Here is a 12672-nt window from a genome sequence, read left to right on the forward strand (position 1 = left end):
CGGATGCGATTGTACCGGTAAATGGGGAAAGCGTCGATTTCGCCGCCCCCTACTTCGCCGGTGCCATACCGCGGTGAGTGACGCAGAGCGAATTTCTTTTCTTAGACACTTTTTAGAAGCAGATAGCAGACTTCGTTGATGAGCGACGGGGACCTTTCAACGACCGAGTTGGTGGTGGCTTCGAAGCAGGGCGATAACGCCGCGCTGGGGCAATTGCTGGAGCAGTATCGCGGGTACTTGCTGATGCTTGCCCATCGCAACCTGTCGGAGCGATTGCGGCGGCGGGTCGATCCGGTGGACATTGTTCAGGTCACGTTTTTGGAAGCCAAGCGTGATTTGCACATGTTTCGGGGCGAATCACCCGGTGAATTTGCAGCCTGGCTGCGAAACATGCTGAAGAACAATGTCGCGACCGCGGTCACGCGGCACGTGATGACGCAGAAGCGGTCGATGCGAAAAGAGGTCAACGCGGATGGAAAAGCGGCCGACGATTCGGCCGGGTCGCCGTGGATCACCCAGTTGCCCGGCAGCACGACCAGCCCGTCGGGTGTTGCCATCAAATCCGAAGCCGCGATGGCGTTGCTCGAGGCGTTGCACCAGTTGCCGGAAACCCAAGCCGAAGCGATTCGGTTGCGTTACATGGAAGGGCTGCCCCTGGCTCAAATCGTCGAACGGATGGGAAAGTCCGATACCGCGGTGGCCGGACTGCTCAAACGCGGATTGCAAAAGCTGCGGACGCTGATCGATTCAGAAAACAATCCCTGGCTGTGACGCAAGAACGCCATTGCGGTCTTTGACTGCCGCGGTAGCCAAGATCCAGTTCGCGACGGCGAAAAGACGCCCCGGCGGGCGCGCCCCGACCGCCGCGCCGTTTCGGCCCGGACTTACTGCGGCGGCCCGGACTTATTGCGGCGGTCCGCAGATATTGCGGCGGCGCGGGCAACCCGAACGTTGATTGCCGATGACCTGTCGAAGAAAATACATTCCCTGAACGCCCGTCGGCTGTTTGGCGACTCCGTCGCTTATCATGCAGCTTCTTCTCTGCCCCAGACACACTCGCTACCCAGTGGCGGTCAACACCGCTTCGCTCCATGCCGACTTCGCCTGAAGCTGAAGACCCCATCGACGAAGCGTTCGCAGCCTACCTGCGATCCTGCGATGAAGGTGCCGTCGGATCTCGGGAGCAGTTTCTTTCCCAGTTCCCCGACATGGCGGATGAATTGCGGCAGCTGATGGAGGCGGCTGACGCGATCGATCGATTCACCGGAGCAAGCATCGCGCCACAGGAGAGCGATGTTGCCGATGCCGGCGCCGAGACGATCGACGCGGAGTTCTTTGATCCGGCAGAATCCGGTGACGATCCGGCGGCAACCTTGCCCGAAGCCGATCGCCCCAGCGGCGACCAGGGACCGACGCTGCCCTTCGATTTGGGCGACTACGAGCTGTTGGAGGTGATCGGACGCGGCGGGATGGGGGTGGTGTACCGGGCGACCCAACGGATGCTTGATCGAACCGTTGCGGTCAAAATGATCCGGGGCGGCATGTTGGCCTGCGAGAACGACGTTCGGCGTTTTTACACCGAGGCACAGGCTGCGGCCGGGCTTCATCATCCCGGCATCGTACCGGTGTATCAGTTCGGTCAGCGGGCCGGACATCATTTCTTCTCGATGGCGATGATCCAGGGAACTGATCTGCAGCGAAAGATCAACACCGAGGAGATGGCCATTGCCGACGCGGCGCGGTACGTCCGCGACGTTGCCGAGGCAATCGAGCACGCACACCAGAACGATGTCCTGCACCGGGATCTTAAACCGGCCAACATCTTGATCGACCGCGCCGACCAGGTGCACATCACCGACTTCGGGTTGGCCAAACACTTGGGAGCCGACAGCAGCGTGACCGGCAGCGGCGCCGCCGTCGGAACGCCCAATTACATGGCCCCGGAGCAAGCCGGCGGGCACAGCGATCGGGCGACCCGGCAAAGCGATGTTTATTCGCTCGGCGCGATCCTGTTCGCGTGCGTCACCGGACGGCCACCGCTAGTAGGTGACTCGGTCGTTGAAACCCTGATGCAGGTGGTTCACCAACCGCCACCCTTGATGCGGTCGTTGCGCAGCGGCGTCCCTGCGGATTTGGAAACCATCGTCGGCAAGTGCTTGGAAAAGCAGCCGAAGAAACGTTATCAGTCGGCCCAGGATTTGGCCGATGACTTGGACGCGTTTCTGGAAGGGCGGCCGATCAACGCGCGGCCGCGAAACCGGGTGATCAAGACTTGGCATTGGGTCGCCGGCGTGCCACTTGTCGGAGCGTTGATCGGACGGAAGGTGGTGGGCACCACCGCGGGGCATCGCCGATTTCAGGCCGCCATGTTGCTGTTGTTTGCGATGCTGCCGTTCTTCCTGGTCGGGGCTGCCGTCTGGTGGAACCATCACTCCCAGTCGATGCCGGAACAGTTGACCCTGGCCGGCGGTTTGGATGGCGGTGTCTACAACACGGTATCGGCGGCGCTGGCGGATCGATTGCAGCAATCTCATGGCGTCGAATCTCGCGTCGTTTCGACCAGCGGTTCGTTGGACAATCGTTCGCGGCTGCTGGCCGGCGAAGTGGACCTTGCACCGATGCAATCGGCGGCCATTCGTGGCGGCGAACTGTGTGTCGTCGCCCCGCTGTTTTACGAAGCGGCACACCTGCTGGTCCGCGCCGATGACCTGGAAGCTGCCTCGGGCCAGCTGGCCGGCAAGGTGATTGCGGTGGGGCCGGTCGGCAGCGGGTCCCGGACAACGGCCGAAATGATTCTGGATTCGTTGGAATTATCTCCAGATATCTCGCCACGGCGGGTGATCGAGTGGCGGGACTTGGGAAAGCCGGAGTCACCGACCGTGGCGCTGATTTGCGTGGGCCGTGGCAGCTCGCTAGTGGAGGGACTGCTGCGTTCGGGGTGGGTCCTGGTGCCCATTCCCGAGAGCATTTCGATCTCGCTGCAACACCCCACGCTCAGGCCGATCACGATCGATCGCGGCGATTATTTGGCCGCGGAGATTCCCGCGACAGGCGTGCAAACCGTTGGCACGACGGCATTTCTTGCGGCCCGACGCGATGCACCCGCGGCGTTGGTTCGGGCCTCGCTGGAAGAACTGTATCGCCCACCGCAGATCTTTCCCCGGTTGATTCCCAGGGACCACGCCGCCGAGTGGCAGGGGCTGGATTTTCATCCGGAAGCCCGACGCTACTTTGCCTCGACCGACGATCCTTCCTCCTGATCGCGACCGGTGAAATGTTCGCACCTTGGCGCGGTGTTTCTTCACGTCGGCGCCGCCGCCGTTGAAATCCGAACAACCGTCATGATCGATAGAGAAAGACGGATTGTCCTCGTTGTTCGGATGCACGCCAAACGCTCGACCGGGACGACGAAACCTATGGTTCCTTTGGGCAAAGGTCAGAAGGAGCATTGGAATGCCGTCACAGCGGCCCCCATCAAGTTGGGATGGGGGAAATCAGGGTCCCGGAGATCACTCTGCGGATCACGACAATCACCACCCCCAGGGTCCCTGGGACGTCGCCGGCGAATCGTCGGGCGCGAGCGTTGATGAATGGACTGACGACAACGCGACCGCTTTTCCTTCGACCGATCTCAACGGTCTGCCGCACTCCCCAACAGGAATCGACGCGCCGTCCACCGTCCCCGCGGAGAACGATGCTGCCGACGGCGGCTTGGGACAGAAAACCGACCACGCACGCTCGCTGCGAAGCAAGCTCGTACTGGCTCTGGCGGGGATCTTCGCGGTTGTCGTCGGGGTCGACGAATTTGTTCGACAGCAGGTCATCTCGCCGGAATTCGCGAAGCTGGAACGCATCGCTGCGATGAAGGAGACGCACCGGGTCCGTTCGGCGCTCAATGCAGAATTGGACTTTCTGGCCGGTGCGGCCGCGCTAGACCTGCATCAATGGGAGACCACCACGGATTCGAACGCGGTGAATCCGTCCTCGCAATCGGCGCGTCCCGGGCCTCCTGCGTCATCTACTGCGGGCCGGATGGACATTCGACCTCTCTGGTCCGCCCATGTCGGCACCGACGGACGTTGGAGCTGGCTTCCGAATACCCCGGAGGTGACCGCGCCCGCACCGCAATCGGATGAGAGTGAAAGCCCCCGCGCGGTTGATGGCCTTCAGTTCCCCAGCCTGTCCGCGAGCCTGTTCGCCACCGCGGCTGAGCATCAAACATCCGAGCTCGGACCAACACCCGACGCCCTCTCCGCGAATCCGCTGCGGGGATTGACGCGAGGCAGCGATCAACAGCTGTACCTGTATTGTGCATTGCCGTTGGAACTTGAAACGTCGCCGAAGGCCGATGCGCAACGCGCCGCCGGATCGCTTCCGCCGGCAACGGAGTTCTTCGTCGCGGTCCGCCGCCTGGATCAGCAAGTGATTCAGGAGCTCGAGCATCGGACCAGCGTCGAGTTCACCATCGATCCGTTGGACGCATCGGCAGGGTCGTTGGAAGGCATTTGCGTCGATGCCGAATCCGAAACACGGTTGCGCGTTCAGTCGCCGCTGCGCAACGCGGCCGGCGAGCCGTTGGCACGACTTTCCATCGTGCTTCCACGCGACATGATGTTGAGCAGCGAACGCGCCAAGGCGTTTGCCCGTTACCTGTCGCTGTGCGGGGCATGCGCCTCCTTGTTGATTCTGTTGTTGTTGCTGCAGCGGATCGTGATCGGACGTGTGGAAACCATTCGCGAAGCTGCCGAAAGCATTGGTCAGGCGGGCGTCATTGATCCTCGGGCGACGTCGGGAGCGTTGCGCGTCACCGGTCAGGACGAGATCGGACAATTGGCCCAAGCGTTTGAAAGGATGCGACGACGACTGGGAGAGACACAGCGGCGACTGAGTGACGCGTCGCACGCGGCGGGAATGAGTTTGGTGGCCAACACGGTGATTCACAACGTCGGCAACGTTTTGACGAACGTGAACAGTCTGGTGGAGACGGTGACCGAGCAAGTGGATCAATTGCGAATTGAACCGTTGAACCGGCTTGCCGAACGACTGCGGCGAAACGCCGACGACGCGGATCTCCAGATGGCCACACCGGATTATCTGCGGCGGCTGAGTGAAACGTTGGAAGACGACAAGGATGAACTCGCGCGGCTGCTGCACACGCTGTCTGAGAATGTCCAACACATTCACGAGGTCATTCGTGAGCAGCGACGTCACGCCCGTCGTTCGGTCGACGTCAGTGATGTCGCCGCAATCGACGTGATCGAAGAAGGGGTGAGCTATTGCCAGGCGAAGCTCGATCGCGACGAGATTCGCGTGGAGCTTGCGGTGCCAACGGATCTGAGGTTTCAAACGGATCGGTCCCTCTTGGTGCAGGTCTTTATCAACATCATCGGCAATGCTCAGCACGCCTTGGCGGAGGTCAAAGGTCGCCAGCCGACGCTGGTCATCCAAGCCGAGCGGTTGGGTGATTCCATCGAGTTTCGGTTCCGGGACAACGGCTGCGGGATGGACTCCAGAACGCTGTCGATGGCATTTGATGCACATTTCACGACCCACCAGAAGGGAAGCGGTTTGGGTTTGCATTTCTGCGCGATCGCGGTGAAGCAGTTGGGGGGCTGCATCCGCGCCTGCAGCGAAGGGCCCGGCAAGGGGGCGGTGTTTTCGGTCGAATTGCCCCTTTCGACTTCGCACGTGGCGTTGCCGGAGGGTGACTTGTCGGGCAGAGTCGCTTCGGACAGCTCGAAGGAAAAAATCCATGCTTGAGTTTGATTCCGAACGCCGTGTCCTGATCGTCGATGATCAGCCCCAGATTCACGAAACGTTCTCTCGCATTTTTCAAGCCGACCAGCGGAACCGATCGGATCTGGACGCTTTTGAAGCCAGGTTTCTGCTGGACGACCCGCGTCAGCCGGACGTCAAGTTGCAGGCCGAACCGCGATTCTTGCTGACGCATGTCTACAGCGGCGAAGAAGGCGTGCATCGGGTTGAAACCGCGATGGCCGAGGAAGCTCCCTTCGCACTCGCCTTCGTGGACATGAGGATGCCCAAAGGCATGGACGGTTTGGAAACGGTCGAAAGGCTGTGGAAAGTTGATCCCAACCTGCACGTGGTGATTTGCACGGCCTTCAGCGATCACACCTGGGACACCGTCTTGGGAAGACTGGGCTACAACGACAGGCTGTTGCTGTTGCGGAAACCTTTCTCCCAGGATGAAGCCCGGCAGATGGCGCTGGCGTTGACGGAGAAGAGCCGGTTGGCGGCCCGACAACGGGAAAAAGTCAGTTTGCTGAAGAGCGAGGTCGATCGTCGACGCAAGGCGGAGACGGAGTTGCGCGACATGGCGCACCGGGATGCGCTCACATCGCTTCCCAACCGTCCGTTCTTGCTGCAGCGGCTTGAACGGCTGCTTGCCGGTCAAGGTCAACAGCGGCAGAGTCACGATGCGATTCTGTTTTTGGATCTGGATAATTTCAAGATCATCAATGACAGCCTCGGGCACGACGCCGGTGACGAACTGCTCAATCAGGTGGCCGAACGCCTGAAAGAATGCGTGCGGGAGAAAGACACCGCCACGCGCTGCCAGCAACCGCAGCTCCCCGCGGAGTCCCATGGCAAAACCGTTCGGCTTGGAGGCGACGAGTTCGTCGTTTTGTTGCAACGTTTGGATCGGCCCGATGACGCGGTGACCGTTGCCAGGCGGATCGTCGAGCGTGTCAGTGAACCCTTTCACTTGGGCGACCGGATGGTCACGGTAGGGACCAGCATCGGGATCGCATTCATCGATGATTCCATCCGCGATGCGCACGACGCGCTTCGAAACGCCGATACCGCGATGTACCAAGCGAAAAACACCGGGAAGGGGCAGATCGCGGTGTTTGACCAAACCATGCACGATGCCGTCGTGGCGCGGCACGAATTGGAGGCTCAATTACGCAGCGCGCTCAAAGCGGAAAAGTTCGAACTGCGGTATCAGCCGATCGTCAACCTTCAAGCCGGAACGATCATCGGTGTCGAAGTCCTGACCCGCTGGCGAGGCGACGATGGGCAATACATCCCGCCGGACGAATTCGTGCCGCTGGCCGAAGAGATCGGACTGATCAATCACTTCACCGAATGGGTGTTGGAACGTTCGATGCGCGAGTTCAACGCGATGATGTCATCGCTGGACGACGTGCAACGCCCGCATGCCTACCTGGGTGTGAACATCTCCCGCCGTCAGCTCGGCGATCCCTTCTTTGCGGATCGGTTGCGGGCCATTGTCGAACGGACCAAGTTTCGTTGGTCGCTTAAACTGGAAATGGCCGAGCATTCCGATTCCAGGCACAACGAACGTTCGCTGAAGACGATGCTGGACCTGCATCAAAGTGGGATCGGAATCCACATCGATGACTTCGGCAAGGGGAATTCATCGCTGACCTGTTTTCAAGCTTCCCCCTTTGAAACGGTGAAGATCGATCGCACGTTCACCGCATCAATCGCGAATGACCACAGTCATGCGGTCATCGCCCAGGCCATCGTTCAACTGGCTCATCACTTGATGACCAACATCGTTTGCCAGGGCGTTGAATCGCCCGAGCAACTGAAGCTGTTGCAGCAGTGGGGCTGTGACATGGGGCAAGGGTATTTCTTCGCACCCCCGTTGGATATCCACCGCCTGCGGAAGCTGCTGATCGAACCGACGCAGAGCGCGGGGATTCGCACGTTGCGGAAACTTGCGGTGCTTCCCGATGTCTATCCAAACGCTTCTCTGGGAAACGTGATCGATCTGGAGCCGTGAAGTCGGGTTGGCCAGACGATCGCTGGGCTGTGGCCACGAGGAGTTGGCCGGCTGGAATTCTACGGTGTGGAAAGGTTGGTCTCTGGTTCACGCCCACGTCAACCTAGCGGTTAGACTGGGCGATCTGGTTGCTGCTTTCCCTCGCAGCAAGTTCCCTCGCCCCGGATTCTGGAATTTGTGATGACGATTCGCTTGGCCCGGCTGTGGCTGTTTTGTCTGCTGATGAACGTGTTCGTTGCCGGAGCCGTCGTCGCGGCGGCGGCCGGCGATTCGTCCAGGTCCGATGATCAGCCATCCGCGGCCGCGGCCAAAAATGTGCTGATGATCGTGGCGGACGATCTGAAGGCCTGTGTGCTGGGATGCTATGGCGATCCCATCTGCCGCACGCCCAACATCGACGCGTTGGCTCGCCGCGGCACCGTGTTTCAACGAGCCTATTGTCAGGGCACCTGGTGTCGGCCGTCGCGAATCTCCTTCATGTTCGGCCGCTATCGCGATCAGGGCAATCGGACGCTGGGCGAGCACCTGCAAACCCACGGACTGTACACGGCCCGGGTGGGAAAGATCTTTCACATGCGGGTTCCCGGGGACATCATTGCCGGAACCGATGGACCGGATCACCCCGAATGCTGGACCGAGCGATTCAATGCGCCCGGACTGGAAGCACACACGCCTGGCGAGTATTCGTGCCTGAATCTGAACGTGGTCACTCGGTCGCTGGTCGACCGCCAGTCCACTCGAATGCCACATCGCATGTTCGTCGCGGTCAAATCCGATGGCGACGGAAGTCGTCAACCAGATTTCAAGGCGGCCAGCAAGGCGATCGAGCTGCTCCAGGCGCCGCGTGAAGGACCGTTCTTTCTGGCAGTCGGGCTCGTCCGCCCGCACTACCCGATGGTGGCACCGGAGGCATTCTTCGATCGCTACCCGGTTGATCAAATTGAGATGCCGCGCAACGCGGACGACGCGGGGGATGACATTCCCAGGGCCGGTTGGGCCGGGACCCGAAACAATAACAATCCGATCGGCAAGTACCCCGAAAACCAACGGCGGATGTGGTCAGCGTACTACGCCAGCGTCTCATTCATGGACCAGCAGGTCGGCAGGATTCTCGCCGCCTTGGAAGCTTCGCCGCATGCAAACAATACGTCGGTGATCTTTACCAGCGACCACGGATATCACTTGGGGGAGCATGGCTATTGGCAGAAGAGCAATTTGCACGAAGAGGTCATTCGCGTCCCGTTGGTCATCAGCGCGCCGGGGATGCAAGCCGGCAGGACCGAATCGATCGCCGAACTGGTGGATTTGTATCCGACGATTTGTGATCTGACGGGGACCCCGACCCCGAAAGAGACCCAGGGGGTGAGCCTGCTTCCGATCTTGCGAGACAGCGACGCCAAGGTCAAATCCGAAGCACTGTCATTTCACAACGGTCATTCGCTCCGGACCGACCGCTGGCACTACATCCGCTACCAAAACCAGACTCGGGAGCTTTACGACATGCGTGCCGATCCACAGGAGACCCGGAACTTGGCGCAGGACTCCGAATACGCCGAGACGCTGCGCACGTTGGATCAGACGCTCGAAGGCAAGCTGGCTCATTTGAGCGGACGGAATACCCAGAGGTAATCCAAACGCTCTTCCAGGTTGTATTGATCCAGAACGTAGTCCTGTTCCTGCTGGTCTTCGAAAGCGGGAATGCCAAACCGGATCAGGTCTTCGGTCTGTGCCATTGCGTCGCCCGGCCGATAAAAATTCAGTTGCAGTGCTTTACGGCGGTAGGGTGCGTCCGGGCCTTCACCGTCCTGCTCGAACGCGTTCGTCAGTCCCGACACATACACCGACAGGTAGTCGATGTTGGGATCAACGTCCATCCACGTCAACACGCCCCAAACTCCGGGGGCGTTGTCGTCGGTCGATCGTGGAATCCGTTGTCGCGAGATTTCGACGCTGTTGAATAGCGGCGCGCTGATCTGTTCTCGGACCGCGATTTTTTCTTTGGCGTTGGGAAGGATTCGATCCAGGTACTCCTGGCCGCTGACCTGGTCCTTCAAAGTGGCCAGGGGGAAGAAACGACGCGAGTCGTAAGAGACCGATTCGAGCCGCTGGTAAAGTTTCGACCCGCCGATTTCGTCGGCTGCCGGGCGTAGATCGCCGCCGCGATAGCGGACGCGGTACACCATGTACCAGACCAGTTTGCGCTGGGTCTGGCCGTTCCCGACCGGCACGTCGACGTACATCTGTCGGAGCGGCTTGAAGGAGAACTCCAGGCAGTAGATCTCCCGACGCAAGACCACCTGTTTGGCCATCTCGACCAGGGTCCGGCTGCGGGGATCGTAGTGCGGAGATCCGTCAGGAAAGGTGTCCGCGTTCCATTCCAATTCGGGGTGGGCATCCAGGAAACCTTGCAGGGTCAACGGACCATCGAAGGTCTCTTCCGGATCCGCATCGCCGGGAATCACCGTGACCACCCCGGGCGCGAATTCGGTTTGTTGCTGCGTGCTCGGGTCCTTGGCGGCCGCCGGATCTGCCGCGGGTTCTTGCGCCGCGGCCGGAAACGAAGCCGTTGCCAGCAGCAGACCGACCAGAGAGCCGGTTCGAATCGCGGCGTGGAATCCAATTCGAGTGGTGATCATGGGGACAACTCGGTCGATCTATTCAGTAGGGTTCGAGCAGGAATCGGCATCGAAACTTGGCGGGCACGTGTGGTGTTACGGAACCAACACGATTTCAGGTCACTGGCACTATTTCAGGTCACTGGCACTGGGGGCTTCCGCCCGATCGCCCACACGGGCCGCGGACGACTCCGGGCCGGCCAGGGGCCGACCGGTATCCGGCCGGGCGCCATCGTGGATGTCGCCGGGTTCCAAAAATCGCAATGATTCGGCAAGTTGAGCGTCGTTGCCGGCAAACGCGTCGACCTGATCGGCCGACATGGTGAACGTGGCGTGCAAGCGGCGTCCCTGGTCGTCGGAGAAGTGCATCATAATCCAACGGACGGGCACACCTTGCGTTTTCCCGTCCGCAACGACTCTCAAAACGCGTAGCCCCTGGGACGAGACCCGTTCGTCGCGTCCGGCGATCTGGACGAGTTGGTCGCCCAAGGTTCGGCGGACATCGGAGAGAAACGCGTCCAGGGTCCACTGCTTGCCTTCGGGCAACTTGACCAGCGAACGCAGGTTGCACTGGGCGATGCTGGTGTCGTGGTCGATCATCCGCAGCACCGCGGTTGCGGGGGTATCCTGGATCATCCGCCACCGCCGATCCATCATGGCGCCGGCCATTCGCTCGCGGCTTTGAAGTTCGACGAACAGCCGCTCCGCGGGGATCGGGGCGTCGAAACGCACCGCGGTGGACTTGGACGGCAGCGCCGCGGGGTTTGCCATCGGCTGGCGGACCATCCGGATCGTCGCCGTCACATCAAAGCCCGGCTCGGCCTTGCTGATGTCACGCGTCTCGTGAATCGCCAGGGCAAACCAGGTGACGGTTGCCGCCTGGCGATCGAACGTCATCTTCGCAACCATTCGCAGTCGCGTGCTGACGCCGTCGACCGACGCGTCGAATTCTCCCTGCAGTTTGAAACGCACCGCTTTTTCGGTGATTTCGACGACTTCCGATTCGACCTTGCCGCTGTCCAGCGATGTCAGATTCATCACCGAGCACAGCACATCGGGGGTGACTTCGTAGCGGTCGCCCACGGCCACAAACGATCCGGGTAGCATGCGGTCGACGGCGACGCTGGAAACCGGGGATTTCAGCAGTGACAACTCGCCGTGGGTGAAGTAACCCTCGGGGGCGTAAATGGTTTCCGGAAGCGATTCACGACGAACGATCGTGTGTCGCATGGCGTCGCGAAGCGTCTGTTCGGTGGCGGTCTTGTTGACGACGCTGGAGCTGGTCGCCTGGTGATAGTAACGCTCGGCGGCGACCACCTCCGAATCGTCGCGGGCCGCGTCCGGCCGCAACAATCGCTCTTCGTAGTCCAAGACCGCTTCCGAGGTCACCGGAAACGTGTCTCGGCTGGTTTGAGATGCCAGCGGGTTCTCCGGCACGTTGACGTTTCCTTTGACGTCGATTTCAAGACGCACGCGAACCAGTGACTGGGGCTTTGCTGTGGCGTCGGCGTGCGTCGGAGCTGCATCCGCGGTGCCCTGCCAGTGAACCGATCCGAGCAACACGGCAGCCCCACCGAGCGACCGAGACAGGAACGAACGGCGGTTTGAGCAAGGCTCGCGTCGGGACGAGGGGCGTCGGAATGGAACGGTCACAATGCATCCTTGATTGACGGAAACGATTCGCTCGGCTCAGTTGGCCGGTGCCATCCGTTGGCCACTGCGCCCGGCATCCGGCCGCCGCGATCGGAAGGGGCGCGGCCCCGGGCGCGTCGACCGGTCATCGCCATGATCGACGTTTGCCCCTGGCGGGATTCAGCAGAATTGGCGTGACCGGGCGATTCGGGCGGGCTGGGGAGCCCCACGGGATGGCAGGGCTTCCCTGGTCCGCAAAGTTGAAGAAGTGCCTTCGATCACGTAGTCAGACTGTCGATTGTGCAAGTCGCCTGAAAAATTTACGCGCGAACAGGACTTTTGGTCGAACCACCCGCCGGGTCGTGGGGTTTTTTCAGAGGGCTAACAGCTTGGAAATAAAGGGGTTACGCGTATTTTTCGTAAATCCGCCCCGAAATTGCTTGGTTTTGGCCCCAAATTTCCTATGACTCCAAGGCGATGAAGGCAACCGCTGCCATTTTCATCTTGCAAGCATTCACCCTGTGTTTTTCCGCACGATCCGCCGTTGTTAACCGACTGACGGCCGGGCAACGAGAAAGAAATGCTGCGAAGTGAACCGAGTGGCGGGGGCTCTCGTCCTATACGCATTGGCACGACAGAGGCGGTTGCTTT

7 protein-coding genes are annotated in these 12672 nt (G+C 60.7%); 5 read left to right on the forward strand and 2 right to left on the reverse strand.

From position 1 onward, the window contains the following. Nucleotides 1–138: 138 nt before the first annotated feature. The 5 genes from FYK55_RS13545 to FYK55_RS13565 all read left to right on the forward strand — a co-directional run bounded on the left by FYK55_RS13545 (nucleotide 139) and on the right by FYK55_RS13565 (nucleotide 9403). Nucleotides 139–771: a sigma-70 family RNA polymerase sigma factor gene (locus FYK55_RS13545; protein ID WP_150076970.1), complete on the forward strand. Its 633-nt coding sequence runs from the start codon at nucleotides 139–141 to the stop codon at nucleotides 769–771. 320 nt (nucleotides 772–1091) lie between these two features. Continuing rightward, nucleotides 1092–3260 carry a serine/threonine-protein kinase gene (locus FYK55_RS13550; RefSeq protein WP_150076971.1) on the forward strand — a complete coding sequence of 723 codons (2169 nt, stop codon included), beginning with the start codon at nucleotides 1092–1094 and terminating at the stop codon, nucleotides 3258–3260. 193 nt (nucleotides 3261–3453) lie between these two features. Further along, nucleotides 3454–5760, forward strand: a complete 2307-nt coding sequence (locus FYK55_RS13555; RefSeq protein WP_150076972.1) for a sensor histidine kinase — start codon at nucleotides 3454–3456, stop codon at nucleotides 5758–5760. Continuing rightward, nucleotides 5753–7774: a putative bifunctional diguanylate cyclase/phosphodiesterase gene (locus FYK55_RS13560; RefSeq protein WP_150076973.1), complete on the forward strand. Its 2022-nt coding sequence runs from the start codon at nucleotides 5753–5755 to the stop codon at nucleotides 7772–7774. The genes FYK55_RS13555 and FYK55_RS13560 overlap by 8 nt, the downstream gene beginning before the upstream one ends. 180 nt (nucleotides 7775–7954) lie before the next feature. Next, nucleotides 7955–9403 carry a sulfatase gene (locus FYK55_RS13565; protein WP_150076974.1) on the forward strand — a complete coding sequence of 483 codons (1449 nt, stop codon included), beginning with the start codon at nucleotides 7955–7957 and terminating at the stop codon, nucleotides 9401–9403. On the opposite strand, the gene FYK55_RS13570 is transcribed toward FYK55_RS13565, so the two are convergent. Both FYK55_RS13570 and FYK55_RS13575 read right to left on the reverse strand, forming a co-directional pair. Further along, on the reverse strand, nucleotides 9373–10410 hold the full coding sequence (locus FYK55_RS13570; RefSeq protein ID WP_150076975.1) for a hypothetical protein: 1038 nt from the start codon (nucleotides 10408–10410) through the stop codon (nucleotides 9373–9375). The genes FYK55_RS13565 and FYK55_RS13570 overlap by 31 nt on opposite strands. Before the next feature lie 108 nt (nucleotides 10411–10518). Beyond that, nucleotides 10519–11862 carry a hypothetical protein gene (locus tag FYK55_RS13575; RefSeq protein ID WP_150076976.1) on the reverse strand — a complete coding sequence of 448 codons (1344 nt, stop codon included), beginning with the start codon at nucleotides 11860–11862 and terminating at the stop codon, nucleotides 10519–10521. Nucleotides 11863–12672 lie beyond the last annotated feature (810 nt).

The sequence above is a fragment of the Roseiconus nitratireducens genome (assembly GCF_008629675.1).
GTDB lineage: Bacteria > Planctomycetota > Planctomycetia > Pirellulales > Pirellulaceae > Stieleria > Stieleria nitratireducens.